Annotated in this window: 24 protein-coding genes; 15 read left to right on the top strand and 9 right to left on the bottom strand. The window is 68.6% G+C overall.

Annotated features, from left to right (window positions below; translation table 11 throughout):
* Positions 1-53: 53 nt before the first annotated feature.
* Both G6048_RS49365 and G6048_RS10230 read left to right on the top strand, forming a co-directional pair.
* Positions 54-533, top strand: coding sequence for a hypothetical protein (locus G6048_RS49365; protein WP_235989579.1), 480 nt, complete (start codon positions 54-56; stop codon positions 531-533).
* A gap of 494 nt (positions 534-1,027) precedes the next feature.
* Complete coding sequence (locus tag G6048_RS10230; RefSeq protein WP_165339158.1) at positions 1,028-1,249, top strand: hypothetical protein; 222 nt, start codon at positions 1,028-1,030, stop codon at positions 1,247-1,249.
* A gap of 201 nt (positions 1,250-1,450) precedes the next feature.
* On the opposite strand, the gene G6048_RS10235 is transcribed toward G6048_RS10230, so the two are convergent.
* The 3 genes from G6048_RS10235 to G6048_RS10245 form a co-directional block, all read right to left on the bottom strand.
* The gene (locus G6048_RS10235; RefSeq protein ID WP_165339159.1) at positions 1,451-2,431 is read right to left on the bottom strand and encodes an aldo/keto reductase; all 981 of its coding nucleotides are present in this window, start codon (positions 2,429-2,431) and stop codon (positions 1,451-1,453) included.
* A gap of 61 nt (positions 2,432-2,492) precedes the next feature.
* Entirely contained in the window at positions 2,493-3,395 is a 903-nt protein-coding gene (locus G6048_RS10240; RefSeq protein WP_165339160.1) for an aminoglycoside phosphotransferase family protein, read from the bottom strand.
* Positions 3,396-4,083: 688 nt separating this feature from the next.
* Entirely contained in the window at positions 4,084-5,142 is a 1,059-nt protein-coding gene (locus tag G6048_RS10245) for an aldo/keto reductase (protein WP_165339161.1), read from the bottom strand.
* A gap of 103 nt (positions 5,143-5,245) precedes the next feature.
* On the opposite strand from G6048_RS10245, the gene G6048_RS10250 reads away from it, so the two are divergent.
* The 7 genes from G6048_RS10250 (at position 5,246) to G6048_RS10280 (ending at position 14,748) form a co-directional block, all read left to right on the top strand.
* Positions 5,246-5,863 (top strand): TetR/AcrR family transcriptional regulator, encoded by a 618-nt coding sequence (locus G6048_RS10250; RefSeq protein ID WP_165339162.1) that lies wholly within the window; start codon positions 5,246-5,248, stop codon positions 5,861-5,863.
* A gap of 1,444 nt (positions 5,864-7,307) precedes the next feature.
* Positions 7,308-7,517 (top strand): hypothetical protein, encoded by a 210-nt coding sequence (locus G6048_RS10255; protein WP_165339163.1) that lies wholly within the window; start codon positions 7,308-7,310, stop codon positions 7,515-7,517.
* A gap of 86 nt (positions 7,518-7,603) precedes the next feature.
* Complete coding sequence (locus tag G6048_RS10260; RefSeq protein WP_165339164.1) at positions 7,604-8,380, top strand: hypothetical protein; 777 nt, start codon at positions 7,604-7,606, stop codon at positions 8,378-8,380.
* Between the two features lie 1,026 nt (positions 8,381-9,406).
* Complete coding sequence (locus G6048_RS49375) at positions 9,407-10,831, top strand: hypothetical protein (protein ID WP_165339165.1); 1,425 nt, start codon at positions 9,407-9,409, stop codon at positions 10,829-10,831.
* A 463-nt stretch (positions 10,832-11,294) separates the two neighbouring features.
* Positions 11,295-12,875 carry an AMP-binding protein gene (locus G6048_RS10270; RefSeq protein WP_165339166.1) on the top strand — a complete coding sequence of 527 codons (1,581 nt, stop codon included), beginning with the start codon at positions 11,295-11,297 and terminating at the stop codon, positions 12,873-12,875.
* 277 nt (positions 12,876-13,152) lie between these two features.
* Positions 13,153-14,358 carry an alpha/beta fold hydrolase gene (locus tag G6048_RS10275; protein ID WP_165339167.1) on the top strand — a complete coding sequence of 402 codons (1,206 nt, stop codon included), beginning with the start codon at positions 13,153-13,155 and terminating at the stop codon, positions 14,356-14,358.
* Positions 14,359-14,544: 186 nt separating this feature from the next.
* Complete coding sequence (locus G6048_RS10280; protein WP_165339168.1) at positions 14,545-14,748, top strand: hypothetical protein; 204 nt, start codon at positions 14,545-14,547, stop codon at positions 14,746-14,748.
* 180 nt (positions 14,749-14,928) lie between these two features.
* Here G6048_RS10280 and G6048_RS10285 read toward each other — a convergent pair whose 3' ends face one another.
* Positions 14,929-15,393, bottom strand: a complete 465-nt coding sequence (locus tag G6048_RS10285; RefSeq protein WP_165339169.1) for a hypothetical protein — start codon at positions 15,391-15,393, stop codon at positions 14,929-14,931.
* A 647-nt stretch (positions 15,394-16,040) separates the two neighbouring features.
* Between G6048_RS10285 and G6048_RS10290 the strand changes: the two genes are divergently transcribed.
* On the top strand, positions 16,041-17,408 hold the full coding sequence (locus G6048_RS10290) for an FAD-dependent monooxygenase (protein WP_165339170.1): 1,368 nt from the start codon (positions 16,041-16,043) through the stop codon (positions 17,406-17,408).
* 38 nt (positions 17,409-17,446) lie between these two features.
* Here the strand turns inward: G6048_RS10290 and G6048_RS10295 are convergent, their stop codons facing one another.
* Positions 17,447-18,781 (bottom strand): alpha/beta fold hydrolase, encoded by a 1,335-nt coding sequence (locus G6048_RS10295; RefSeq protein ID WP_328825731.1) that lies wholly within the window; start codon positions 18,779-18,781, stop codon positions 17,447-17,449.
* A gap of 22 nt (positions 18,782-18,803) precedes the next feature.
* Between G6048_RS10295 and G6048_RS10300 the strand changes: the two genes are divergently transcribed.
* The 3 genes from G6048_RS10300 (at position 18,804) to G6048_RS10310 (ending at position 21,180) form a co-directional block, all read left to right on the top strand.
* Entirely contained in the window at positions 18,804-19,028 is a 225-nt protein-coding gene (locus G6048_RS10300) for a hypothetical protein (protein WP_165339157.1), read from the top strand.
* Between the two features lie 142 nt (positions 19,029-19,170).
* Positions 19,171-19,365 (top strand): hypothetical protein, encoded by a 195-nt coding sequence (locus tag G6048_RS10305; RefSeq protein WP_165339172.1) that lies wholly within the window; start codon positions 19,171-19,173, stop codon positions 19,363-19,365.
* A gap of 291 nt (positions 19,366-19,656) precedes the next feature.
* Positions 19,657-21,180, top strand: a complete 1,524-nt coding sequence (locus G6048_RS10310) for a hypothetical protein (protein WP_165339173.1) — start codon at positions 19,657-19,659, stop codon at positions 21,178-21,180.
* Positions 21,181-21,394: 214 nt separating this feature from the next.
* Here the strand turns inward: G6048_RS10310 and G6048_RS48615 are convergent, their stop codons facing one another.
* Both G6048_RS48615 and G6048_RS48620 read right to left on the bottom strand, forming a co-directional pair.
* On the bottom strand, positions 21,395-21,745 hold the full coding sequence (locus G6048_RS48615) for a sensor histidine kinase (RefSeq protein ID WP_328825734.1): 351 nt from the start codon (positions 21,743-21,745) through the stop codon (positions 21,395-21,397).
* Between the two features lie 6 nt (positions 21,746-21,751).
* A complete protein-coding gene (locus G6048_RS48620) occupies positions 21,752-22,192 on the bottom strand; it encodes a histidine kinase dimerization/phospho-acceptor domain-containing protein (protein WP_206341419.1) in 441 nt (146 codons plus the stop codon).
* A gap of 796 nt (positions 22,193-22,988) precedes the next feature.
* On the opposite strand from G6048_RS48620, the gene G6048_RS10320 reads away from it, so the two are divergent.
* Both G6048_RS10320 and G6048_RS10325 read left to right on the top strand, forming a co-directional pair.
* Complete coding sequence (locus G6048_RS10320) at positions 22,989-23,216, top strand: type II toxin-antitoxin system VapB family antitoxin (protein WP_165339174.1); 228 nt, start codon at positions 22,989-22,991, stop codon at positions 23,214-23,216.
* Positions 23,217-23,633 carry a PIN domain nuclease gene (locus G6048_RS10325; RefSeq protein ID WP_165339175.1) on the top strand — a complete coding sequence of 139 codons (417 nt, stop codon included), beginning with the start codon at positions 23,217-23,219 and terminating at the stop codon, positions 23,631-23,633.
* 283 nt (positions 23,634-23,916) lie between these two features.
* Here the strand turns inward: G6048_RS10325 and G6048_RS10330 are convergent, their stop codons facing one another.
* Entirely contained in the window at positions 23,917-25,083 is a 1,167-nt protein-coding gene (locus tag G6048_RS10330) for a serine/threonine-protein kinase (protein ID WP_165339176.1), read from the bottom strand.
* Positions 25,080-26,849 carry a hypothetical protein gene (locus G6048_RS10335; RefSeq protein ID WP_165339177.1) on the bottom strand — a complete coding sequence of 590 codons (1,770 nt, stop codon included), beginning with the start codon at positions 26,847-26,849 and terminating at the stop codon, positions 25,080-25,082. The genes G6048_RS10330 and G6048_RS10335 overlap by 4 nt, the downstream gene beginning before the upstream one ends.
* Positions 26,850-26,910: the final 61 nt, after the last annotated feature.

Below are 26,910 nucleotides of genomic sequence, written 5' to 3' on the forward strand. Positions count from 1 at the left end.
CCGGTCGCCTCGGCGTCTCCAGGAGCACGGGGGAGCTCCCGACCCTGGGCGGTATGCCCATCATGGGCGATCGCTCGATGATGCGAAGTCCCCTGGAGGAAGCCCGAGGCGGCACCTGGGTACCGAAGAACACGAACCGGCACGAACTCCTCCACCTCGCCTTCTCGGTGCGCGAGCAGACCCGCAACCGGCTCGCCGGTCTGCTGCTCGTACTGTTCGCGCCCGTCTGGTATCCGGTGATGGACACACTTGCCGCAGGTGAGGTGCTGGACTTCAAGCTGCACGCGACCGGCTGCTCGTCTTCGCCGGACACCGACAGTCCACCCTCATCGGCGCCAAGACCCTCGCTATCGCCATGGTCGCCCCGCGACCGCCCTCTACACCGCGCTCACCCGGCCCCTCCAAGCCCTCCAGCCACGCCGACCGAACCAGCAAAAACCCAGCAACCGGAAACCCCGCCCGGATTCAACTACCGAACGGCATACCCTGACCTGCACAAACACTGCGCCGCATCGCGCGAACCCAGACCTTGAACGTTCCGCAGCAACGCGCGGATCCGGGCAGCGAATCGCCCTCTGACCTGCACAAACGCAGATCAGAGGGCGAGTTCGACGCGAAACCAAACGTTGAAGCGGAATATTGTCAGCGGCGCAATGACCTGCAAAGGCCGCCGTTTTCGGAACATGATCCAGCGGGGATCCAGCAGCGGGAGCGGAACGTCCGGCCGGGGTGGCCACGCGCGGCCAAACTCGACACCGAGAGATCCGTCGCCCGACGGACATCTCAAGACCGGTACGCGGCCCCGCCTCGGCGTTCAGAGGTCTTCACTCCCGCCCACAACGGGGACCGTCGCGAGGTTCACCACTGGCGAAGGACGCTTTCATCCCCGCCTCTCCCCATCAGTCCCTCCACGGTGGGCCGGTCGCCAGGACTTGTCCGGTCGATCAAAGTCTCGGCCGCCCCGGGATGTGAGTCGCCCGGCCCCAGCGGTCGGTCTGCTGACCACGACAGGTCTTACGATCAGCCCATGATCGATACTCCAAAGCATTGGACCGTGCGCCATTTCTCGCAGGCCAACCCCGCTGGCCCGGGCTGCGACAGCGTTCCGGCCCTCTTGCGGCGGCTGGCCGATGCCATCGAGGTGTTGGGCCCTGTTGAGATCCAGGACGTAGTGATCGAATCGGAGACGACCGCACATGGCCCCTGGCGGTCGGGGACCGTCTACTTCCACCTGCCGGAGGACGGTTGAAGGACTGATCTTGGTGCTCACGAGCGGAGCCAGGGTGGCCACGGCTCGGTGCTGATTGAGCCGGTTGATGGCCCGTTCGATGCTCTGCCACGGCGTCTCGCCCTGATGTTCGTGGACGGTCACAGCCAACTGTGACGCTCAGACAGGCCCTGGCCGCCAACGGTCCAGGAGAGCCGTTACCGATGCCGACGGGCGGTCACGTCAGGAGTGGCCGAGGACTCGGTGGGGCTGGTACGGGGTCTCCAGGCGGGCGATCTCCTCCTCGCTCAGAGACACCTCCACCGCCGCGACCGCGTCGTCCAGATGGTTCAGCTTGGTCGCGCCCACGACCGGTGCGCTGATCGCAGGCTTGCCGAGCAGCCACGCCAGGGCGATCTGCGCGGGCGGCAGCCCCCGCTCAGCGGCGAGCTCGCGCACCGCGTCGACCACGTCGAAGTCGGCGTCCCCGTACAGTTCCTCGGCGTACTGGTCGCTGCCCGAGCGGACCGTGAGCTGCTTGCCGCCGCGTTCGCGGGAACCGGCGAGCAGTCCGCGCGCCAGCGGGCTCCACGGGATGCAGCCCACTTGCTGGTCGAGGCAGAGCGGGATCATCTCGCGCTCCTCCTCGCGGTAGGCCAGGTTGTAGTGGTTCTGCATCGACACGAACTTCGTCCAGCCGTGCGTCTCCGCGACGTGCTGGGCCTTGGCGAACTGCCAGGCGAACATGCTGGACGCGCCGATGTAGCGGGCCTTGCCGGAGCGCACCACGTCGTGCAGCGCCTCCATGGTCTCCTCGATCGGCGTCTCGTAGTCCCACCGGTGGATCTGGTACAGATCCACGTGGTCGGTCCCCAGCCGCCGCAGCGAGGCATCGATGCCGGACAGGATGTGCTTGCGCGACAGGCCGCTGTCGTTGGGTCCGGAGCCCATCGGGAAGTAGATCTTCGTGGCGAGCACGTAGTCGTCACGGTGGGGGAAGAGCTTGTCGAGCAGCCGCCCGGTGATCTCCTCGCTCACGCCGCGCGAGTACATGTCCGCGGTGTCGAAGAACGTCACCCCGGCCTCCGCGGCCCGACGCACGATGGGCTCGGCCGCCTCCTCGTCCAGGAACCACGCGCGCTGGGCGGGATCGCCGTAGCTCATCATGCCGAGACAGACCCGCGAGACCTTCAGCCCTGTCAAGCCCAGCCTGGTGTACTTCATGCCGTTTTCCTCTCTCGATCTCGTTACTGCTGCCCTGGTTGGGCTGCCTGCTGGTGGAACGCTATTGGCCGATGAGAGCCTCGGTGATCTGGCGGGTGGTCTGCGCGGCGACCCGGGGGTTGACAGCAGCGTAGGAAAGGTGGGCGTTCAGGGCCGTGGCCAAGGCCCAGCCGCGACCTCGGGCCCAGGTGGCGTCGTCCACGCCGAGCGCGGCGCGGAAGGCTGCCCGGGGCCCGGCCGACATCAGGGTGAAGGCGATGGTCAGGTCGCAGGCCGGGTCGCCGATGCCGAGCCCGCCGAAGTCGATGACCGCGCTGAGACGGCCGCCCGCGGTCAGCAGGTTGCCGGTGTGGAAGTCGCCGTGGAACCAGACCGGAGGGCGATCCCATGCGGGGGCGCTGATCGCCGCGTCCCACAGTTCGGTCATGGCCGCGGTGTCGAACGTGCCGTCGACCTCCGCGATGGCGGCCCGCGTCGCCCGGTCCCGTGCGACCAGCGGCCGGACGGTGAGATCCTCGCGGGCACCCTCGGCCGGGATCTCCTCGGGTGCGAACCGTTGGAGGGCGGTCAGGAACCCGGCCAGTTCGACGGCAGCCTCGTACGAGTCGGCCAGTGCCTCGACGGTCGCCACCTCGCCGTCCAGCCAACGGGAGACCGCCCATGGCCACGGGTAGCCGAAGTCGGGTTCCCCCACCGCCACCGGGACCGGGACGGCCAGGGGCAGGTGCGGGGCGAGCCGGGGCAGCCACTCGGACTCCTTCCTGGCCTGCCCGATGGCGCCGGCATGGCGGGGCAGCCGGACGGACAGCTCCTCGCCCAGCCGGTGGATCACATGGTCCGAGCCGGCCGGGTCGAGCAGCTGCAGAGGGAGCCCGGCCCACTGCGGGAACTGCGTATCGACCAGGCGCCTGACCAACGTGGCATCGATCGCGGGGCGGGCGTCGGGAGTCCTCGCGGTTGCCAAGAGCAGCTCCTGGAGTCGGCCCACTCCGTGCGGCGGGCAGTCGGGGCCATCACAGTGCGTCGCGCACTCGTCTGTCGACCGGATTTCTCCACCGCCGCCATCTGCTACGGGACTCCGCGCGCCAGCTTCTCGAAGCCGACCCAGCATGTCCCCTGAACCCACTGGTCCATCCCTGAAAATGGCTGCACCGAACGCTCGGGCTCGTCCTCCGCCTCGCCGCACACCTCGACCATGCCGTCATGGTGGCCAGGCTCGACCGCAAGCTGAACCAGCGGAGCCAACACCCGTGCCCGCCTCGACCGCCATTACGAGGGCCGAGTACGGCTCGCGTCCATCGACCTCGCTCGCCCGCCCCGGAAATGCGGCAGCCGTCGACAGTGGTTCAACTGGCCGGCCCTGTATGTCGACGCGCTCGAACAGCGGTTGGACGTAGAAGGGTTCCGGCTCGACGGACGCCGATGACCGGCGGTGGCAGTGGTGGCAGTGGTGGCAGGCCAACGACCTTGACGACGAAAGCCAGTTGACCCACCTCGACACCCTGATCGCGGGCCATGAAACTGACGACCTCGCGCAATCGGCTGCCGCGTATTCCTCGGCGTGAAGTCTCGTGGCCACTGTCTGCGTGGTTCAGCTGGCCGAGTTGGCGGACATGGAAGCGCGGCTGCACTCCAGCTACTTGATGCCGATGTCAGGCAGCATGCATACGCACGGCGTCACTCACTGGCGGGTTGAGGCGAGCGAAGCCTTCTTGGCGCTGGTAGGGGAAGTACGGGTAGGGCGCTGTCTCGCTACTCGCTGCATTGAGTTTCGCCATCTGCTCGGGGGTGAGCGTCCAGTCGACGGCGCCGAGGTTCTGACGGAGCTGCTCCTCGTTGCGGGCGCCGATGATGACGGAGGAGACGGTGGGCCGCTGCAGCAGCCAGTTGAGGGCGATTTGCGGAATGTTCTTGCCGGTCTCCTGTGCGATCTCGTCGAGGGCGTCGACCACGCGGTAGACGTATTCGTCCTCTACCGGCGGACCGTAGTCGGCGGTGTGGTGCAGTCGGCTGGTGGCCGGTAGCGGCTGGCCGCGGCGGACTTTGCCGGTGAGCCGTCCCCAGCCGAGCGGGCTCCAGACGAGTGCACCGAGCCCTTGATCGAGCCCGAGAGGCATCAGCTCCCATTCGTAGTCGCGGCCGATGAGGGAGTAGTAGACCTGATGTGCGGCGTAGCGCGGGTGGCCGTACCTCTCCGCGATCGAGAGGGACTTCATCGCCTGCCACCCGGAGAAGTTGGAGATGCCGAGGTAGCGGACCTTCCCTGCTCGTACGAGATCGTCGAGTGTGGACAGGACTTCCTCGATCGGCGTGCCGGCGTCGAAGGCGTGCAGCTGGAACAGGTCGATGTAGTCGGTGCCGAGCCGGCGCAGGGCGTCTTCGCATGCGGTGATCAGGCGCGAGCGGGAGGAGCCCGCATCGCCTGGGCCGTCGCCCATCGGCAGGCTGGTCTTGGTAGACACGATCACATGGTCCCTGCGGCCCTTGATCGCTTCGCCCAGCACCTCCTCGGACGCACCGCCGGAGTAGACATCAGCGGTATCGAACATCGTGATCCCGGCGTCGAGGCAGATGTCCACGAGGCGGCGCGCTTCTCGCGCATCGGTGTTGCCCCAAGCGCCGAACAACGGTCCTCGGCCGCCGAAGGTGCCGGCACCGAAGCTCAGTGCGGGGACCTTGAGTCCGGACGCACCCAGCCGCCTGTATTCCATGCTGATCCTCTTTCACCGGAGGGACAACTAACGGGTCTACCGTTCCGTTAGAGTGGTTCTCAACGTAGCAGACGTGAGCAATTAACGGAACTGGAGTACCGTTATGGGGGTTGAGGGTACGGAGCCGGGGACCGTCCGCCCCGGAGGGCGCACGGCGCGGGTGCGGGCGGCAGTGCTGCAGGCGACCGGGGACACCCTGACAGAGCAGGGATTTGCCCACCTGGACCTCGCCGACATCGCGCGCCGTGCCGAAGTGGGCAAGACGACCGTCTACCGCCGCTGGGGAACGGTGACCAGCCTGGTGGCCGACCTGCTGGTAGACATGGCCGAGCAGTCACTGCCGCGTACCGAGACCGGCTCGCTGCTCGGCGACCTCAAAGCCAACGCCCGGCTCGTGCAGCGCACCTTGGCCGCCCCGCGGCAGGGAGCGCTGTTCAAAGCGGTGATCGCGGCCGCCACCTGCGAGGCGAAGACAGCCGAGGCCCTGCACCGCTTCTACGACATCCGCGTCAAGGAGTGGGCACCCTGCGTCCAGCAGGCCATCGACCGGGGGGAGGTACCTGAGGGCACCGACCCCCACGAGGTGATCCGTGCCGTCTCCGCCCCCCTCTACTACCGCCTGCTGACCACCGGCGAGAGCCTCGACGAAGCCGCCGCAGACCGGGCCGCCGAGGCGGCCGCAACTGCTGCGCGCGCGGGAGCATACCTGCGGGGTGTATGAGGTCTTGTGTGACCGGCTTCCCGCATCCGTCGCTGGGATGCGGTCGGATGTCCGGTGGCACCCAGTGCCTGGATCCGCCGACCGGTGTGCTCGATCACCGCCAACACATACAGCCGCGCCCCAGACAGGGTGGCTGTCTCCAAGAAGTCGCAGGCCAGTAGGGCATATTCCCAGCTGGGATTCTCCCGCGCCATGCGCAGCACCAGGGCACCGGACCGAGTGCACCGGCGGCGGCCGTCCCGGGCCCTTGGGACGGGAGGCGGCGGCGTCCGACGCGCGGTGAGGTCGCGGTGCCGGCGCAGCACGGTGCTCGGCCGAACCAGCAGCGGCACCCCCAGAGGCCCCACGCATGCCGACGCCGCCAGAACCTGAGCACCCGCCAGACCGGCCTGGGCAACGGCGGCGGGGTTCCAAGCCGCCGCCAACCCGGCCCCTCCTGGCCTTCCAGCCATACCGACCGAACCAGCAGAGATCCAGCAGAGATCCAGCAACGGGAAACCCCGCCCAGCTTTCAACTACCCGGGGAAGCGCTCTGACCTGCACAAACACTTTGCCGTAACTCGCGAACCCGGACCCTGAACGTTCCGCCGCAACGCACGGATCCGGGCAGCGAATCGCCCCCTGACCTGCACAAACGCAGATCAGAGGGCGAGTTCGACGCGAAACTCAGCGTTGAAGCGGAACTCCACCACGTGCGCCGGCACTCTCTGCCTTCCAAAAGCGTGTCCGCCTGGCGCTCCCCATTCAGAGGCACCGCTGCTGCCCACATCACGAGCACTGCGCCGTGGCTGACCGAGACTTCCCTCTCTTCCGGGTCCCCGGCGGGGACTTGAGCCTGCAGCCAAGACCATCCGCCAGGGCCCATACACCTCCCGAGTCCATCACCCAGAGCCTGCCTCGTTCCATCCGCTCCAGAACTCACTGCCGCACCAGGCCCGAACCCTCACTCCGCTGCGACGGGCACAATCAGCGAGAACGTCCGCCACCTCCCCTCCGACCGGAAGTCACGCAGAGGAGACCGGCAGCACGTCCGGCGACAGCGTCCCCGCCCTCGACAAGGATCAACCCGGCGGGTTCCATTAGGCGAGACTCCGTCGGACGCCGCTGCGAACGTTCCGAGGTTCCATGGGGCAACCCGCTTCGTGAGCACGGCCGGTCATGGGCCTCGCCCTGTCTCCTCAAGGACGCTGAGGGGATGAGGAGCCAACCCCTGCCGGCGCTGGTCCGGTTTGGGGCAGGTCACGTTCGCGGGCGACCCGGCCGAAAACGCGGTCCTGGCCACCGGCAGGCTCTGCTTCGGCAGGATGTACCGCTCCGCGGCCTCGACGGGCCGGTGCCTCTCCGTCACCTGCGGCATGGGCGAACACCCCTTCCGCCATACGCACTCCCGGCGGCGTGGTTCCCCGCCTGGCAGTGTGACCGTCAGCGCCCGTACGCTCCCGCCATGAAGTCCGTCATCACGGCCATCGAAGCGGCATCGCCCGACAACGACCGCACGTGCAGCATGCACACTTCGCCGAGCCCCAACTGCAGTGGCCTGGTCGTGGCCGTCGTGACGTTCGACGACGCCGGGAGCAAGAACAATCACTGGAACGTGTGCCACTGGTGGCTCACCAACAACCCTGACGCAGTCGCCTTCCAACAACACCGGTAACCCGAAGCATGGGAGACAACTGTCCAGAGACTCAGCAGGCTCCGCAGACCTCTGGGTAGGGTCGTCGGCCGAGGAGACTGGACCGCATGTCCTCACTGTTCTCACGCCCCGCTGTCACGCCCGTCAAGCTGTCGGAACCGCCCGTCCTGGAGAGCTGGGACGCGACCGCACACCCGAGCCAGCAGCGTCTGCGCGGCTACCTGGACTCCGTCGCGGCCCTGTTCGGCCCCATCCTCGCCGAGGACACCACCCACCTGGCCTTGGCGCTCGATGTCGGCCTCGCCGACCACGTGGCGCTGACTCGCGGCGGCCACGACCTCGACAACTACCTGTTTCCCCTGGCACGCAGATTCGGGGCCGGGCGATTCGACGCCGTCTTCGCCCGCAAGCGCCATGACGCCTCCTCCACGATCGCCGTCGGACCGGCCCTGCGGCAGGGCCCGGACCGTGCCGCAGTGCCGCCCCTACTGTCCGTGCGCACCAGCGTGTCCGCCACCTCGGCCGCGTGGAAAGAAGCCATCCACCAGGCATGCCGGGCGGCGCACCCGGAACCGGCTCCGGAGGGGCCGCTGCAGGTCCAGCTCTGCTTCCGGGTGTCCGCCGGACGCAACTGGTCAACGCTCTGGAAGCCGGCGATCGATGCATTGGGGCCGCTGCTCGGCATGCCGGATCCGGACCGTCCCTTCCGGCCCAGCGATGATCGAATCGTCGATCTCGCCCTGCATCGCAACGTCGATGACTCGCTGGGCCACGATGTCGTGATCGCCGTTTGGTGCAACCGCGTCACGCCATCCATCGCTCAGGTCGGGCAGGGTGAAGAGACCAGCATGCACACCAGTGGTGGAAGCACACGCTCCAGCTGATCCATTTCTTCGAGGAAGAAGATTGGTTTGTACTCCTCATCGTTGTGATCTTCCCGCTCACGGGGTCCTGGTGAGCTCACGGCAGGGCCTGGGCAAAGTGACGGGTTGTCTGGTTAGCCCGATTGCAGGTGGTTTGCTTCGCACTCGGGCGGGAGGAATTTGCGCGAACGATGCGCCCCGTCCGGTAGGCGGAGAGCTTGGGCCTGGTCCGGGAGCGGCATGCGGGTGCGGACGTACTCCCTCGTCTGCGACGACACCTCGGGGCTGCAACACTGGGAGGCGAAGGAGTCGATAGGCGCGTCGACCTGGTCACACCCTCTACCGCCGGTGACGTAGCGGCCGCCGGCGCTCCGGGCGCCATCCCTTCCGCGCCCGAAGAGATGGGCCGCGCTGCCGTCGAGCTCGTTGCCCTGCATGAACACCGCGTGACCCGCCCCGGCTTGACCGGCCCCGCGGAGTTACCGCCGGGTCCATGGCCGGGGCGACGGTCACCGTCGCGACCGCCGCCGCCATGGGCCGGCGAACGGCAGTCCGGGATTGCTTCTCTGCGGGGCAGGGCTCCCCCGGCACAGCCCGAAGCGGCATTCCGGCTTTCCCGGCTGTCGATTCAGGTCAGCCGCGACCGTGGCTGCACGACCATGTCCGAAACCGATACCGACAGTACTGATGGTCGACCTGAGCGGTAACGACCTGCCAGCAGACGAAGGCGCCGGGCTCATGCCATTCCACAGTCACCCTGCACCAGCGACTGGACGGCCCTCGCCGACACGAGCCGCTGATGTTCTTCGCCGACACGACCTGTTGGCCGAGGTTGCCCTCAGCTGCTCCTCAGAAAAGCCTCAGAGTTCCACCAAGCGGTGGCCTGGCGGCAGGCCCGACCATCGGAACACACGCGCTGCGACGGTCCTGGCAAACCGTTTCGCGCGGGCCGGCGCCGCCGGTCCGACAGGACACCGCTGACCGAGCCGGCAAGGTCCTGACAGACGTGACGGAATCCTGCCGGAAGACCCACAGGGGGACAATCAGGTGATCACTCAACGCTACGGAGACCTGGAGATCGGATACACCACCCAATGGAACGGCTTGTTACATGCCGGAATCGCTTCCCGGACCGGGAAATGGCGCACACTGGGAAGCGTCTACGGGGGCTTCGTCGTGTCGATTCGGCAGGGCAAGTACGGCGAGCTCCTGGTCAGGGACCGCTCTGCCGACCAGGACCTGCTCAAGCCGCCCGCCGGCTTCCAGTTGGTGGGGCGTATCCCCACCCTCCCCGGCTTCCTTGACACCGTGGTGTGGCGTCCTGTCCCGCCGGCCGGGTACGTGGCTCTGGGAGACGTGGCGACGGCGGTCGCCGCCGGGCAGATGGAGAAGCCCGGCACCTCCGCCCTGGGCATCGTGTGCGTGAAGAAGGAGCACAACGGACGCCCCTACGTACGCCGCGCGGAACTCGGACGCCTTCCCCTTCGGACGATCGACAACGGGAAGGGTCTCTGGGCCATCACGCCCCCGCTGTATCCGTTCGACGACACCGAGGAGCACCTGTTCCTGCCCGCCGGTACGTTCAGCTGCGGCCCCAACACGCCGCACGGGCCGACGGCCGTGACCTGGGTGCTGGACCTGCCCGCCGTCGTCGGCAAGGCCGACTACGCCCCTGAACTGCGGCTGGAGTCCTGCAACGCGCCCCCGGCCCAGGCAATCGTCACCGACCGGGCTGTGACCGTGCCCTACTTCATGGTCAAGGACGATGCGCGCACCGAGGCGTGGAAGGTGGCGAACTCCCCCTTCTACAAGATCCAGCGCAAGCGCCAGTACGACCTCATCCGCCACGTCGACTTCCGGAGCGCCGGCGGCGGGCAGATCTCCGAGACGGTCGAGGAGGGCGTCTCGAAGGAGAGGTGGGAGGAGTTCGCCCTCAGCACCGGGATCACCGTCGGCGTCACGGCGGGCGTGGAGGCATCGGCCAAGCCCTTCGGCGTGGGTGCGAGCGTCTCCGTGGAAACCTCGGTGAGCGCGTCTGTCGAGCTGGGCTACACCACGCGCTATGGCGTGTCCGCCTTCGAGAACAAGAGCGTAAGTGTGACGTTCGACGTGCCCGCCAACCATGCCGGCGCGCTGTGGACCGACACCCACCAGCTGGTCCCCGTCCGCGGTGACGGCACCCTGGTCACCAACGCGAGCCTGAGGCTGAACGCCGGCGACTCCGGTTCCTACGTGGGCCGCACCTTCCCGGAGACCGCCCGCGGCAAGGTGTCCGTCGTCCGCAAGGTCTCCGACGAGGCGATCAAGGCCGCGGAGGAACTGGGTATCGACCCCCGAGATCCTGGCCGACGTCACCGAGATCACGCAGTAACCCCGCCCGGCGGCCGAGGGGGCACACCGGCCGACGCCCTGCCGGTGTGCCCCCTCGGCCGCCGCGTGGTGGAGGAGCGCGGGGCCACCCGGGCATCCTGATCGTCTTCGGCGCCGGTATCCGTCCCCGGCTCACCAGCTGTTCGGCCTGGATCGGCTACCATGGCGAACTCCCTGTCACCGAGGGCAGGTTGATCCGGCTGAAGCCTGCGGATTCGGCCCGGAACGCACGTTCCGGATGGCCGAGCAGACACCGGGGCCCCGACGATACGTACTCCGAGGGGGCGGACCGCTGGGTGTGTGGCTGGCCGTCACCGTCCCACATCCACCTGCGGCCGGGCCGCCCACTCGTCGCGGATTCCGCGGCCCCTCGGATCGGCCCGTGGACCCCGGCCGGCTCACCCCGGCCCGGGGTCCGCGCGGGTTCGGAAACCTCCGTCTGTACATGCCACCGAACCCGCACGACCAGGCCCCGGCAGACCGCTCGGCTCCCCAACCAGTGGTCGCCCGGACAGCGACCAGCGGCTGTTCCGACCGATGCAGCAGACCAAGAAGCGGAGATTCAATGATCTACAAGAGCAAGTACCCGGAAGTCGCCGTCGTCGATCGCCCCGTCCATGAATGGGTGCTCGGCGAGGCCGCACGACACGCAACGCGGCCGGCCATGGTGGACGTGTCCAGCGGACGGACACTCACCTACGGGGAGTTGGCCGCGCTGGTCCGCCAACTGGCGGCGGGCCTTGCCGCCGAGGGCATCGGCAAGGGGGACGTGGTCGCGCTGCACTCGCCGAACACGATCCTGTTCCCCGTGATCCTCTATGCCACCACCACGGCGGGCGGGACGGTGACCACGCTGTCGCCGCTGGCCACGCCGGCTGAGATCGCCAAGCAGTTGATCGACGCCGAGGCACGGCTGATGGTGAGTGTGTCCGCGCTGATCGAGAGCGCGCGGGCCGCGGTCGAACTGGTCCGGCGGCAGACCGGCCGGGACATCGAGATCCTGGTCTGTGACACGGCGGACGGTCACCGTTCGGTGCTGGGGTTGCTGAGGGACGGCGACGTGCCGACGTTCGAGCTCGATCCGGCCGTGGATGTCGCCGTACTGCCGTATTCGAGCGGCACGACGGGTGTGCCCAAGGGCGTGATGCTGACCCACCGCAACCTGTGCACCAATCTCGAACAGATGAACGGTCTGCATCGGATAGACGAGAACGACCGCGTCATCGCGATCCTGCCCTTCTTCCACATCTTCGGGCTGACCGCGCTGGTCAACAACGCGCTGCACCGTGGTGCGACCGTGTACGTGCACTCCCGGTTCGACCTCGACGCGTTCCTGACCAGCCTGGAGCGCGACCGGATCACCCACGCCTACGTCGCCCCGCCGGTGATGCTGGTGCTGGCCAAGCACCCCGCGGTCGGAAACCTGGACCTGTCGCATCTGCGGCGCGTCATCTGCGCCGCGGCGCCACTCGACGCCGGACTGCAGGCGGCGGTGGCCGACCGGCTGGGCGTGGAGATCGGGCAGGCGTACGGAATGACCGAGCTGTCCCCCGCCTCGCATCTCCATGCCGACGGCAACCTCGACGAGCCCGTCGCGTGCGTGGGGCACCTGCTCCCGTCGACTCGGGCGCGCCTGGTCGACCCGGTCACCGGGCTGGACGTGGCGGCAGGCCAACCGGGCGAAGTGTGGATCCAGGGACCGCAGGTGATGAAGGGCTACTTCGGCCGCCCGGAGGACACCGACGCGACGGTCGACGCCGACGGATGGCTGCACACCGGCGACATCGGTCGGGTCGACGAGAACGGGAACTGGTTCATCGTCGACCGGGTCAAGGAACTCATCAAGTACAAGGGCTACCAGGTGGCACCGGCCGAACTCGAAGCGATCCTGCTCAGTCACCCCCACATCGCCGACGCGGCGGTGATCGGCGTCAACGACGAGGAGAACAACGAGGTACCCAAGGCGTTCGTGGTGCTGGCGCCCGGTGCGTCGATCACCGTCGACGAGGTGATGGCCCACGTCGGGGGCCAGGTCGCCCCGTACAAGAAGATCCGCCGGGTCGAGTTCATCGAGGCGATACCGAAGGCGGCCTCCGGCAAGATCCTGCGGCGGCAGCTGCGGGAGGGCGAGCCGACGCGTCCCTGACTGGTGACCGCCCCTGCCCGCGCCATGCGGAGAGCCTCCGCGGAACAAGTCCGGCCGGGATGCGGGCCCTTGGCCAGAAGGTGGCCCCTGCGCCCGGGGCGCGTTGACGAGTCGTCGCGGCCCCCGGCAGCCGGGTCCCTGGATTCCCGGCCGCCGGCCGAGTCGACCGCACCGGCACACTGATCTGGCGGCAGTGCCTGATCAACTCGGCCGAGCAACCATCGTGATCGGACGTTCGACGCCCGCAGAATCGAACAAACGCTATACAGTCAGAGTTGTGGGCGGCGCGGTTTACTCTTTCGGGCAGTACGAGTTGGACACGGATCGCCGTCGGCTCAGCCGTGACGGGCAGCCGGTCCCTACCGAACCTCAAGCCGTGGATCTGCTCTGCCACCTCGTCGAGCACCGCGACCGCGTTGTGCCCAAGGAGGAGCTTCTCCACACGGTGGGGCGCGGACGCCCGGTCGGCGAGGCCGCGCTCACCACCTGGCTACGCACCGCCCGCCTCGCGATCGGTGACAACGCCACGCGACAGCAGTTCATTCGCACGGTGCGCGAGCGCGGCTATCAGTTCGTCGCGCGCGTGACGGTGGCCTCCACCACTCTGCCCACCGTCCCCGCCGTTACGGCAGCGGCAGAGGCGGACCGCGAGGTCATCCGGTTCTGCCGGTCCGCCGACGGCACCCGCATCGCCTACGCCACCACCGGCGACGGCCCGCCGTTGGTGAAGACCGCCAACTGGCTGACCCACCTCGACCTCGACCGGACCACCCCGATGTGGGCGCACTGGTTCGACGGTCTCACCCGCGGCCGGCAGCTCATCCGCTACGACGAGCGGGGCTGCGGCCTCTCCGAATGGACCGTGCCCAGCTTCACCCTCGACGACCTGGTCGACGACCTCGACTCCGTGGTCGATGCCGCCGGCCTCGACCGCTTCCCCCTGATCGGGGTGTCCCAGGGTGGTGCGGTGGCGGTCGCCTATGCCGCGCGCCGTCCCGAGCGGGTCAGCCGGCTGGTCCTCACCGCGGCCTACGCCCGCGGACGGCAGATCCGAGCCGCCGACGACGCCGAGCGCGATGCCGCTCAGGTCGACCTGAACATCGCCCGCGCCGGATGGCGCTCCCAGGACAGCAGCTTCCTGCGCTTCTTCGCCTCCCAGTTCCTCGCCGACGCCACACCCGCGGAATGGGACGCGTTCGCCGCCTACCAACGCCAGACGACCTCGCCCGCCAACGGTCTCCGCTTCCTGGAAGAGTTCACCCGCATCGACGTCTCCGGCATCGCCCACCAGGTGACCTGTCCCACGCTGATCATCCACTCCCGCGACGACGCGCGAGTCCCCGTCGCACAGGCCCTGGAACTGGCCACTCTCATCCCCGACAGCCGGCTGATCCTCCTCGAAAGCCGCAACCACCTGTTCACCGCCGCCGACCCGGCCTGGCCCACCTTCCTCTCCCACCTCGACAACTTCCTCTCCGAGTAGCCGGCAGACAGGACGCGTCCGACGACGGGAGGGTGCGCACCGGTCTCCGAACCGGTTGCGAGCGCATGTGCGCCAACAACCGATACCCGCTCCGGTAAGTGGAGTTCGCGCCCCGCAGGCGTGGACAGCGGGCACGGTCGGTGGAGCGGCCCAGCGCTTGGAATTCGCCGGTCGTACTCCGCGATCGTGCTCGACAGCCGGGAGGAGTACCACGGCGGCGCCGCGCGCAGGGGACGAGACAAAGCCGAAGCCTTCCGGGAGAAGACGCTCAGGGACATCAACGGGCGGGTGCACCAACCCTCTGCGGCTGTCGGGGGCACCCATCGCGCCGCCTGCGGTAACGTCCTCGCCCGTGTGGAGGACTGGCGCGTCCTTGAGATCGCGCGCTGACGGATGGCGCGAAGGGCCGCCCGGCTTCCGGACGGCCCTTCAACAAGATCTTCAGCAGTCTTCCGGCAGGGCTCCCTCACGTCGGAAGGCCTTCCCGTCATGGTTGTCGACGGTCTTGCCGGGTCCGTGAGCCCGTGGACCTGCACGAATGGTTCGAGAAGAGCGCGGAGCTCGGTCCGGCTAGCCGATGACGATGTCGCAGTCGGCCGTCCCGCGGGCGACGATGGTGGCGAAGTCCGCCTGGATGAAGGGGTCGTACGCCTCCGCGGTGAGGGTGCGGCTCGACTTGCGGGGCACCCACTTCGTCCCGGTCGAGTGCCTGACGTCCGACGCGTCCCACGACAGGTCGCAGATCCAGTGGACGTTGCGGCCCGCGGGGCGCGGGTTGGTCGCCTTCGCGTCGATCTCCCAGTTGCCGTCCGCCTTCACGGTGAACGTGATGTCGCCGCGCACGCGCTTGCTGCTGTCGCTCGTCTTGAATTCGACCGACTGCCCGTCCGACGCGACGTGCTTGGTGGTGGCGTTGGCGTGCGCGGGAATCGTTCCCAGCAGCAGGGAGCCCAGCCCGGTTCCCGTGGCGATCAGCAGCGCCAGCCCCCGCCGAGTCCGCATCTGGCCGGACGTCCTGGTGTTGTCGAGTCGCATCGTCTGTCCTTCTCTCTTGTGTCTCGCGTCTGAGGTGAAGGCCGGACTGGGGGCGATGTCCGTACGACTGCTCCTCGGCCCGGCACCGTTCAAGCATCGGGCCCGCCACCAGGCCAGGACTTGGTGGAGGTCTGAGGCTTCCCTGAGGGGGAGCTGAGGGCGCCGCCCTCAGAGCCGGCGCGCCGGAGCGGCGAAGCGGGTTCCCGTCCAAGGCGTTCAGGTGGTCGCCCCAGGTCGGCTCGGGCCGGTCGTCGCGGCCGCCGGAGCTGGTGGCGTGCTCGGGCCCCGGCCTGGTGGTGTGGCTGCCGTTCGGTGAATGAACCGGGCCGTTCCGACGGCTGTACGGCTGTGCACGTCGATGCCGGTACCCGCCCACACACCGCGTCGCCTGTCGGCGTACATGCGAACGTCGCCGACATCGCCTCCCGTTCACTCCGGCCGCACGCCGGAAGCGCTGACCACTCCGGGGCTCGGCCTCGTGATCGCTTCACGATGGCTCTCGGGCCCGCCACCAGCCGGCTTCCGGCTGCCCTCAGCTCCTCCTCAGGAAAGCCTCAGATCTCCACCAAGTTCGGCCTGGTGACGGGCCCGATGATCGAACAGGCCGGGGGCCGCCTTGGCCCGGGTTCGAGCCAGAGGGATGAGAGATGAGGGAGCGTAACGGCACCACCGCCATAGTCATCGGAGCGGGCATGGCGGGTCTGGTGACCGCACGGGTCCTGAGTGACCATGTCGACCGGGTGACGGTACTGGAACGGGACCGCCTGCCGCAGGACGCGGTCACGCGCAGGAGCGTTCCCCAGGGACGTCACGCCCACGTACTGCTGGCCCGCGGCCAACGACTGCTGGACGGCTGGTTCCCGGGTCTCGTCGACGAACTGGTGCAGGCAGGTGCGGTCCCTCTCGACGCCAAGGACCTGGTGTGGCACCAGGCGGGCGCCTACCGGGTACGGACCGACCTCGGCTTTCTCGCGATGTCGATGAGCCGGCCCCTGCTGGAGAGCACGGTCCGCGAGCGGCTCTTGCGGCAACGGTCCAACGTGTCCCTCACCGACGAGGCCGCGGTGGACCGCTTGATCCTGGAGGGCGGCCGAGTGGCCGGTGTCCGGGTCGACGGAACCGAACACCGGGCCGACCTCGTGGTCGACTGCTCCGGCCGCAACACCCGTTTCCTCGACCAGCTGGCCAAAGCGGGATTCCCGGCACCCGAGGTCTCGGCCGTCCGCGTCGACACGGCCTACGGGACGCGGATCGTGCGGCGGCGACCGGACGATCTCGACGGCACCCTCGCCCTCGTGGTCGACGACCCGACCCGCGGCCACCGCATGGGCACGATGGTGCCGGTGGAGGGCGACCGGTGGATCATCACCGTGGGCTCGTTCCACGGTGATGTGCCCCCGACCGAGCCGGACGAGTACGAGGACTTCGCCCGCTCCCTGCCGTCGCCCGTGATCGCCGACGTCCTCGCCCGGGCCGATGCCTTCACGCCGGTCCTGAGCCATCGGATGCCCACCAGCCGGCGCCGCCGCGTGGAGCGGCTGGAGCGGACCCCGCCGGGGTTCGTGGTGCTGGGGGATGCCATCTGCAGCCTCAACCCCGCCCACTGGCAGGGAATGTCGTCGGCGGCCCTGCAGGCCCGGGCCCTGGGCCAGGCCGTCGAACGCCACGGCCCCGCCTCACCCGCCCTGGCGGGTGACTTCTACCGGCGGGCCGCCAAGGTGGTCGACGTGCCGTGGAAGATCGCAGCAGAGGCCGACTTCGCCGACCCGCGCACCAGCGGGCCCGAGCCGACCGGCATCGACCTCGTCAACCGCTACCTCGACAAGGTGCTCCGGGCCTGTCACACCTCCATCCCGGTGGCCCGCCAGACTCTACGGGTGCAGAACCTGCTGGCTCGACCGGAGTCACTGATGACCCCGGCCATGGTCCTCCGGGTGCTGCTGGCCGCCCGCCGCTCCCCAGCGGGGGTCGAAATGCCCGCCGCGCCCTCGGCCCGCAGGCGGCCTACGGCCTGACCCGGACCCGGCAGCCGGCCGGTTGTCGGCCGCTGAGGTCACTCGGCCAGGAAGGCGTCGATGTGGGACAGGAACTCGTCCCAGGCCGGCTCGAACGCGGTGAGCAGGTGATTACGGCTCTTGAGCAGGACCAGCCGGCTGTCGGGAATGAGAGCGGCCAGCTCACTGGCCTGCGAGGCCGGCACCCGCCCGTCGTCACGCGAATGAATGATCAACGTCGGACACTCCACCCGGTGAGCGATGTCGGACACGTCGATCCGGGCGAACTCCTCCAGGAAGCGAACCCCGTTGGCCGGCGAGGTCGTCCGCCGCTGGAAGTCGCTGAACTCCTCCCAGTCCCCCGGCGTGCCCTCGGGCAGGAACTGGGAGGCGAAGACCCGCAGGAAGCTGGGGTCCTGGTGGATCCACCCCACCCGGGCCAGATCCAGGTCGAGGTCCGCCTCCTCGCGCTCGGTCTCGTCCTGCGCCCGCACCTGCCGTCCTCGGGCGTACGCCCCGGCGAGGATCAGCCGGCTGACCCGCTCGGGACGGCGCGCGGCATAGGCGACCGCCACCGCACCACCCTGGGACACCCCGAGCAGAGGGAAGCGATCGAGCCCCGCGGCCTCGACCACGCTCTCGAGGTCGTCGACCCAGTTGTCGAACGTGAAGCTGGGAACGGCCCAGTCCGAGAGGCCGCACCCCCGCTCGTCGTAGCGGATGAGTTGGCGGTTGCGGGCGAGACCGCCCAGCCAGTGCGACCACACCGGGCTCATCCACTCGAGGTCGAGATGGGTCAGCCAGTTGGCCGCCTTGAGTAACGGCGGGCCTGAGCCGACGGTGGCATAGGCGATGCGGGTGCCGTCGTCGGCCCGGCAGAATCGGATGGTCTGACGTCCCGTGCCATCCGACCCACCCGCTGTTGTCGCCTCAATGCCGGATCCCAGATCGGACCCGGCGGGCGGACCGGCCTCGACCACCGTCACCGGGGCCACGAACTGATATCCCCGCCGGTGCACCGTGCGGATCAGTCGCTGCTCGCTGCCGGTGTCGCCCACGGCCAACCGCACGGTCCGCAGCGCCGTGGTGAGGGCCGCCTCGCTGACAAAGCGGTCACCCCACACCTCGTCCAGCAGCTCGTTCTTCGACACCACCCGGTCCCGGCGCTCGACCAGGTGGCACAGCAGGTCCAGGGCCCGGGGCTCGACGTGGACCGGCTCGCCGGCCCGGCGGAGCTGATGACGAGCCGTGTCCAGCTCGTACCCCCCAAAGCGATATGTGTCCCCCTCCACCTTCGCAGCGTACAACTCCCTTCTGGTGGCGTACACATGGGCGATCCGCAGGCGTGTCGACACCCGGCCGGCAGCCGCTTCAGCCAGCTCAGCATCGCCCACCGGTGGGCTCCGCGAGAAGCGCATGAAGCGCCAGGCGAAGCTGATGCCGATGGTGCTGATCGACCACCTGGCCACCACCATCAAGTCCCTGCACGACAAGCGCCTGATCGCCACTGTGCACTACTACGGCTACTGGCCCTTCAGCGTGAACATCGCGGGCTCGACCCGATACGACGCCACGTCACGGAAGGACATGGCCAAGGCGTTCAAACTCATGCAGCGGCGTAACGCCGCAAGTCATATCTAAATGCCCACCCAGAGTGCGGTTCGTGAGGTGGTGTCCGTTTTCTTGGGCAGCCGACTTCTTCGGTCACGCCGGCTGATCCCGCAACCTCGAACGCCGCTCCGACGGCTGGCACCCCCGAGCCGACCGCGCCACGACGCTCGCCATGATCGAGGAGTTGGCCGAAACCGCGTACAACCCTCAGTGGGTCACCCCCCTTGCCCCACCCTGGTCGCACGCGACCAGGACCGACCTCGCCGTCGTCGAGGACGCGGGCCACGGCGTACACCTGGCCCAGCCTCATCGCCCGCACGCGGCGATGGCCGAATTCCTCAACTTCCCTACAAGCGGCGGTAGTTGATCCACGGCGATGTGACCCACGTCACTGGCGGGACCTGAGGGAAGTGGTCCGCGAAGCCCCCGTAAGCCTGGCATGCTCATGCACGGCTACTGGGGGGTAACCGGCGTGTGCGCACTGTCCCGAGGACAGCTGTGTCGTCGCGGCACACCCTCCACCGCCAGATGTCATCACTCTCTGGCATCGATGACAGAGAGATCTGTGTCATCTCGCTTTGGCAGCTCCCGGTCATTTCTCGTCCCTTTCATCCCTCCTGAAGCGCACCCCCCTGTCACCGTTCCCGAGGACTCACGCGTGCACAAGCTCAGAAGACATGCCCTGGTTTCGGCACTGTCGGCAATCACCGTCGCGACCCTGCTGACCACCGGCTGCTCCGCCACCAACTCCCCTTCCACCGCCGACAAGGCGGCCGCCACGACGGCCGAGACCCCCGAGCCCGGGGCGGCCGAGGAACAACTCGCCGTCGTGTCCGCCCCGGACGGCGATGCCACCCCCACCGCCGTGGCCGACGCGAACGCGGTCGACCAGGACAAGGCCAAGAAGTCCGCGCTCAAGGTCGCGTCGTACGACAGGAAGAGCGGCCGGGCGGTCATCTCCGCACCGTCGTCCGCCTCGGACGCCGAACCGTCGGCGCCCCCGTCGGAGACGGCCTCCGAGGACCCGGGCACGGAGTCCGACGCGACCCCGGACGCGAACTCCGGCGCTTCGCGGGACGCGGACACCTCGCAGGACTCCGGCACGAAGCCGAAGGCCGCCGTCGCCGTCGGCGACGTCATAGCCAGCGCCCCGGCCCCCGGCGCCCCCGACGGCGTACTCGCCAAGGTCACGGAGGTCGTCGAGACGGCGGCCGACGGCGGTACCACGGTCGAGACGGAGCCGGCCAAACTCAACTCGGTCCTGGGTGAGAGCGAGGCGGACGGCACGATCCCCGTCGACCCATCCACCATGGAGGTCGACCCGCTCGTCCAGGGCGTGAAGGTCTCCTGGGCGAAGACCGGCGACCTCACCTTCGGCCCCGAGGGCGCGAAGCTCCCACTGGGCAGCCTGCGCATCGACGTGGGCGCCTCAGTGGAGACCGCGCCGGGCGCCTCCGCCTCGGCCGCCGCGTCCGTCGAGGGCTTCGTCCAGCTCGCCCCCGAGGTCGCCTTCTCATACGACGGTTCCGGATCCGCCTCGGGCTCCTCGCCCGGCGGCGCGTTCCTGGGCCTGACCGGCGACTGGGCCTCCCAGTGGTCCCTGAAGGGCCGCGCGGCCGGCTCGACCAACGGCAAGCCGATCCGTATCCCCTTCGCCGAACTGCACGCCGACCCCGTGATCCAGGTCGGCCCGGTCCCGATCGTCGTCAACCTGGACCTCGTCTGCTACTTCCAGGTGGACGCCGACGGCCGCGTGACGGTCGACGTCGAACAGGACCTCAAGGGCGACTTCAAGGTCGGCGGCAACTTCACCTGGGCCAAGGGCTGGCAAGGCGTGAGCGAGTCCCACATGACCGGTGAGCCGCTGAAGACGACGGTCACCGCCGCCGGCGACGTCAAGGCCGCGATGGGAGCCGAGGCGACGATCGGCCTCTACGGCACGGTCGGCGTCACGGCCGACGTCGCCCCGTACCTCCGCGCCTCGGCCGACGCGTCGGCCGAGGGCTCTGCGGACGGCACCGGTTCGGGCTCCGGCTCCTGGGCCCTGTACGGCGGCATCGACCTCACCGGAACCCTGAACCTCCAACTCTCCATCTTCGGCACGCCGATCTTCCAGAAGAAGATCCCGCTCGGCGCAGTACACGAGGAGTGGCTGCTGACGAAGGACGAGGCGAGAACGTAGGTGATCACGTCCGTGCCCTGCCGCACGTCCTGATTGCCCGCAGGCCCTGCCCCGCCTCCGAGTGGGCAGGGCCTGCGGCGTCCGGCCGACCGGTGGCGCGTCCGAAGCGGCTGCGCCGCCGTCTCGGCCTTCCGGAGCAGCGCAGACGGTGACCGTGGAGCCGCCCCCGCTGTTGGGATCAGGTGATCACGCCACCTGGCATGCAGGCGCAAGGTCAGCGTCGTGTTCGGGGCGTGTCGGGGGCGCCGGTCTGGGCCTCCGGCGGGATGGTGTCGGGGCAGGGCGGCAGACGGACGGTGAAGCAGGCGCCGCCTTCGGGGGCGGGCCCATGGGCGGTGATCGTGCCGCCGAGCCGGGTGGTCAGGCGATGGGCTATGGCCAGGCCGAGGCCGCTGCCGACGGCCCGGATGCCGCTGTAGCGGTCAGTGAGGGCGCCGCGCTCGAAGGCGATGGCCATGTCCTCCTCGGTGAGGCCGGGACCGCCGTCGCGGACCTCCAACCGGGCTCCGGGGTCGTCCTGGTACAGGGCCAGTACGAGGGGGCGGCCCGCCGGGGTGACACGCAGGGCGTTCTAGGCGAGGCCGTCGATGAGCTGGCGTACCCGGAAGCCGTCGGTGGTGACCGGCAGGGGGTGCCGTGGGCGTTCGAGGCGGAAGTCGACGTCGTGGCGGGCGCAGCGGGCCGACCAGGCGGTCGCGGCCTCGGCGACCAGTGCGTTCAGGTCGACCTCGGTGTTGTCCAGCCGGAAGTCGTCGGCTTCGAGGCGGGCCAGGGCGAGCAGATCGCCCACGAACCGCTCCAGCCGCCGGATCTCGGAGCGCAGGATGTGACCGGCCTCGGGAACCTCGTCTCCCGTGATCACCTCGTCGGCCAGTGCCTCGGCGTATCCGCGTGCGGCGGTCAGCGGGGGGCGGATCTCGTGGGAGACGGACATCAGGAAGTCCCGCTGCCGGTTCTCGCTGTGGGCCAGCGCCGAGTCGAGGGAGTTGAGCGCGGCGGCCAGTTCGGCCACTTCGGCGGGTCCCTCCGTGGGGACGCGGAGTCCCCGCTCGCCCTCGGACAGCCGGTGGCGGTGGCGGCTGCCGAGGTGAGCGGTCTGGGCAGACGCCTGGCCAGCAGCGCACCGGCCACGGCCGAGCCGGTCAGTCCCAGAGTGAGAGGGAGCACCAGGCCGCCGCGCATCCGGTCGGTGGCCTCGTCGACGGAACTCATAGGCTGCGCGAGGACCAGGCCGCCGCCGTCGCGTGCTGGAACCCCCTCGACCAGCACCTCATGACCGTCGAGGGTCGCGGTCGTGGACAGGCGACGGCAAGATGCGGCCCGACGACGGCAACGGCAACGGCACCCACGTCGCCGGGATCATCGCCGCCACCTCCGGCAAGGGCCTGGGCAACGGCGGGGCTCCAAGCCGCCGCCAACCCGGCCCATCCTGGCCTTCCAGTCATACCGACCGAACCAGCAGAAACTCAAGCAACCGGAAACCCCGCCCGGATTCAACTACCGATCGGCACACCCCGACCTGCACAGACACTGCGCCGCATCGCGCGAACCCAGAACTTGAACGTTCCGCCGCAACACACGACTCCGGGCAGCGAATCGCCCCCTGACCTGCGAAAACGCAGACCAGGGGGCATTTCTGGGTGAAACTAAACGTTGAAGCGGAACATCCACGGCATCGCTATGACCTGCAGGAATACCGCGGCCCGCCACTCGATCCAGCAGGGATCCAGCAACCGTCACGCCAACCGAAAACGACACCACTTCATGCTAAGATTTGGTGTCGTTTCGATGAGTGAGAGGAGTCACTGATGGCTCGAACCATGATTGATCTCGATGACGAGATGGTCGCACAGGCCAAGGAGATCTACGGAACGAAGACCAAAGCCGCTGCCGTACGGGCCGCGGTGGAGGACGCCGTCAAGCGTCGCCTTCGGCAACAGTTCATCGACGCTGTCAAATCAGGCGATCTCGACTTCAGCGAGATCGTCGAGGAAACGAAGGTGCCCAACTCCCCCAAGGACGCGAAGGCTGCCTGAGTGAACGCCCCGTTCCTGGTCGACAAGTCTGCTCTCGCCCGCTGGCACCGACCGCTGGTGGCCGCTGCCCTCGACCCGCTCCACGAGCGCGGCCTGCTGGCGATCTGCCCCGCCGTCGAGTACGAGCTCATGTACAGCATCCGCGGCAAGAGCGAAGCCCCCGCCGTGGCCGAATGGCTGCGCGGCTTCGACTACTTCTACGGTGACGACTGGGTCTTCGACCGCGCACTTGAGGTGCAGCGCGCAGCGATCGAACGCGGCTTCCACCGGACCCTGTCCCTCCCCGACCTGCTCGTCGCCGCCACTGCCGAGCGCAACGACGCCACCGTGCTCCACCACGACGCCGACTACGACATGATCGCAAGCCTCACCGGACAGCGCTGCCAATGGGTCGTGGAGCCCGGAACCGCCGACTAGCCTGGCGCCGACCGGGCAATCCTGAGGGCTGAAGTTCGCGCTCCTCCCGGATCTGGCGTGGGCGAGCTCGCGCACAACAGGTTCGGCCGTCCGGCACCATGTCGCGTGATCTTGTCCGTGATATACACCGTGCCCTGCCGCCTCCTGTCACTGCCCGCGCTCCTGCTGCGTCGGGACGTCTCCAAGGAGGCGGATCTGCTCGTGCTCCGCCACAACTGAGATAGCCGACCGGCGTGGAGAAGTGCCCTCCCCTCAGCGGTGTTCACTCGGCCCGCCCTGCCAATCAAGCAGGTGCCGCGATCCAGCGGGCCATCGCGTCGAACGCGTTCAGCGCTCGGGGATCGGCCGGGCCGAAGAAACGCTTGCAGTCCTCGCCGAGCGTTTCGTACTGGTCGGCAGCGCCACGGGAGTCACCGGACTCCCCCGTCAACTCCGCGAGGGTGAAACGGGCTTCGATGACGGAGGAGTGATACTCCCCGTTTTCGGCGAAGAGGTTCCAAATGCGCCGCTCCGCCTCCCGGATCCGGTCGACGTAGTCCGTGTTCACGTGCGGCGCGCCGACGGGCACGAAGTGTCCGGAGCCGTCCGTGGCGACGTCGGGGGTGTGCTCGACCTGCCGAATGTGGCGGATCACCGTGCGCGCGTGCTGCGGTCGCTGCTCGGGCTTCTTGGCGAGCAGCGCCATGACCAACTGACTCAGCTCCTCCGGAATGCCCCGGCGGACATTGAGCGGGGGTGCGGGGTTGTGGCGCAGGTGCATGACACCGACCTCCATGATGTCGGTGCCACGACTGGCGAACGGTGGGTTCCCGGTCAGCATCTCGTACATCACACAGCCGAGGGAGTAGAGATCGCTGACATGGTCGCCGGGGCTGCTCTGCCAGCGCTCCGGTGCCGCATACTGCCACGTGGCGCCGGCACCGCGTGTCTCGGACATGTCGAGGAGGCGGGCCAGCCCGAAGTCGACTATCTTCACGTTGCCCCGTTCGTTGATCATGATGTTGGCCGGCTTGATGTCGCGGTGCACGACGTCGACGTCACTCGCGTCCGCGAGCCCCTCGCAGACCTGCACGGACCAGCGCACAGTCTGTTCCAGGGTCAGTGAACTCCCATGCCCCATGTACCCGTCCAGCGAAGTCCCGTCGACGTACTCCATCACCAGGTACACCTGCCCCTCGTCTTCTCCCCGGTCGTGGATGGCAGCCACATAGGGACTCTGGATCCGTGCCATGGACTGCCACTCCTTCTCGAACCGCGCGCGCATGTCCTCCGTCAGCGACGCCTTGCGGTTCCGCTGGCCCATGCGGATGCGGTCCATGTCGAGGAGCTTGACCGCGACGGGCCGATCGAGCTTCCTGTCGTACGCGAGCCAGACCTGTCCCATGCCGCCGTTCCCGAGGCGGCCGTCCAGACGGTAGCGGCCGTCGCCGAGCAGACGCCCGCCCGTCATGCGTCCGTCTCCCCGTCCCGGACGGGGCTCCACTCCTCCAGAGCCACAGACGAGCGCAGCCCGATCCGCCAGTCGTCCAGCAGGGAATTCAGTTGCGCGACGGCCTGCCCGAGCACGTGCGCCGCGTACAGTTGCTGGCGGTCGCCGGCCTCGCGCACGCTGCGTTTACGGAGCGGCACATGCGCTATGCCACCGAGTCCCACGAGGATGAGCGCTCCCATCAGGACCGAAAACATCAGGAGGAAGCCCCCGCTGACGAACGGCACGATGAGCGCCCCGTCCAACGCGGCGAGGAAGCAGGCTCCCCAGGTGAGCATCCAAAGCGGCACGATCGACTCGACCTGCTCGCGCGTCCGCCGTTCCACGTGCTCCGTCAGGTCGGCCGCCGCCCGGTTCACGTCAAAGACCCGGGACGGATCGGTGGAGTACTCGCAGGACCAGTCCTCGACCGAGAGGATGATCGTCGCGGGCATGAGCGAGCGCGATCTTCTGGCCATCGACACGGCGGCCGTACGCACGCTCTCCCAGACGCAGTCCAGGGCCAGCCGCCGGGCAGGCACGCCCAGTTGGAGCAGCTCGGGCTGGAAGACGGCCTGCTCCAGCAGCGTCACGAAGTCGAGCCGTTCATGCTCCTGTGTCGACTCGTCGGCCGACGCCGCGGCGGCTTCCGTGTCTCCTTCGTTGTCGATCAACGCACGCAACCGTGCCATACGGTCCTGGAGTTCCGCCTCATCCGGTTCGAGCTGGTCGATCAGGTGGTCCAGTGCGCTGGCCGTGTAGTGGCCCTTGTGGGCGGACTGATCACTGGCCGTGGGGAAGGACTCCAAAAAGGTCAGCGTGCCGTCGAGTGCCGTGGCGGTTCGCCAGCCGCTCTCCAGCCCGGGCCACTGCAGGCCGGTCAACTCCTGCAGGGCGGCGAAGCGGTCGCCGGAGATCTCCTTCTTGCCGAGCTCCATCAGATGGCTTCCCCACGGGGCCAGATCCGGGCTCGACGGGAGTGCACGTGCGGTCTGGAAGGCGGACTGGTCCTCGCGGAACCAGCGGGCCATGGCCTCACGGGCATAGGTGTACGCGTCGTACCCGAGTTCGGAGTTGGCGATGGCCTCCAGCACCGCGGCGAACTCCGCGCCGAGGTCGTCGCGATCGAGCGAGTTGAGGTAGCGGTCCATCCAGCCCGCCGCCTCGCTCAGCCGACCTTGGCGCGAACAGGTGAGGGCGAAGAACAGTTTGGCCTTGGCCGAGTCGAGCCACACCGCGTGCGCGGTGGCTCGGGGGACGATCGTCGCCTCAGCGTTGTGCCGGGCCGCCACCGCCATGATCGCCGGGGCGAGCCAGTACGTCGGCTCGGCGAGGAACTGCTGCCGGACGCAGACATCGATCGTGTCCTGGTCGACGAGCCCACCGGCCACCGCGTGGGCCGTCAACGCGTGGGTGAGGCCGCGCGCCAGAGCGCGGACACGTTGCCGGTGGGCAAAATCCGCCTTCCAGACGACGGTCAACTGCGTCAGCTCCGCCTGGGCGTTGGCCACGATCTGGTGCCTGCCGTAACCCTCCACGAAGTCGTTCAGCACGTCGTGGGTCGCTGTCACCGTCTCCTTGACGGCATCGATCTCGTCGCACGCCGAGGACAGCGACTCGGCGATCCCGTCGTTCTCGCGCCGCAGCACCGTCAGTTCGACGTGAAGTGCGGTCGAGTCCGTGCGCAGCGAGGTCAGGTCGGCGCGCAGTGGCGCCAGCAACTCTTCGAGATCCTGCCGTTCGTCCATGACGCCCCCCTGATGTCGGCCGACGAGAACGCGGCCTGTTTACCGAGACAGTTCCCCACCA

It is taken from the genome of Streptomyces ureilyticus (assembly GCF_011045025.1).
Lineage (GTDB): Bacteria > Actinomycetota > Actinomycetes > Streptomycetales > Streptomycetaceae > Streptomyces > Streptomyces ureilyticus.

Coding starts and splice junctions, on each gene's coding strand:
- G6048_RS10255 (WP_165339163.1), top strand. CDS start 7,308: ATGAAGTCCGTCATCACGGCCATCGAAGCGGCATCGCCCGACAACGAC.
- G6048_RS10230 (WP_165339158.1), top strand. CDS start 1,028: ATGATCGATACTCCAAAGCATTGGACCGTGCGCCATTTCTCGCAGGCC.
- G6048_RS10235 (WP_165339159.1), bottom strand. CDS start 2,431: ATGAAGTACACCAGGCTGGGCTTGACAGGGCTGAAGGTCTCGCGGGTC.
- G6048_RS49365 (WP_235989579.1), top strand. CDS start 54: ATGCCCATCATGGGCGATCGCTCGATGATGCGAAGTCCCCTGGAGGAA.
- G6048_RS10300 (WP_165339157.1), top strand. CDS start 18,804: ATGAAGCGCCAGGCGAAGCTGATGCCGATGGTGCTGATCGACCACCTG.
- G6048_RS10335 (WP_165339177.1), bottom strand. CDS start 26,849: ATGGACGAACGGCAGGATCTCGAAGAGTTGCTGGCGCCACTGCGCGCC.
- G6048_RS10305 (WP_165339172.1), top strand. CDS start 19,171: ATGATCGAGGAGTTGGCCGAAACCGCGTACAACCCTCAGTGGGTCACC.
- G6048_RS10290 (WP_165339170.1), top strand. CDS start 16,041: ATGAGGGAGCGTAACGGCACCACCGCCATAGTCATCGGAGCGGGCATG.
- G6048_RS10285 (WP_165339169.1), bottom strand. CDS start 15,393: ATGCGACTCGACAACACCAGGACGTCCGGCCAGATGCGGACTCGGCGG.
- G6048_RS10260 (WP_165339164.1), top strand. CDS start 7,604: ATGTCCTCACTGTTCTCACGCCCCGCTGTCACGCCCGTCAAGCTGTCG.
- G6048_RS10270 (WP_165339166.1), top strand. CDS start 11,295: ATGATCTACAAGAGCAAGTACCCGGAAGTCGCCGTCGTCGATCGCCCC.
- G6048_RS10320 (WP_165339174.1), top strand. CDS start 22,989: ATGGCTCGAACCATGATTGATCTCGATGACGAGATGGTCGCACAGGCC.
- G6048_RS10245 (WP_165339161.1), bottom strand. CDS start 5,142: ATGGAATACAGGCGGCTGGGTGCGTCCGGACTCAAGGTCCCCGCACTG.
- G6048_RS10250 (WP_165339162.1), top strand. CDS start 5,246: ATGGGGGTTGAGGGTACGGAGCCGGGGACCGTCCGCCCCGGAGGGCGC.
- G6048_RS10330 (WP_165339176.1), bottom strand. CDS start 25,083: ATGACGGGCGGGCGTCTGCTCGGCGACGGCCGCTACCGTCTGGACGGC.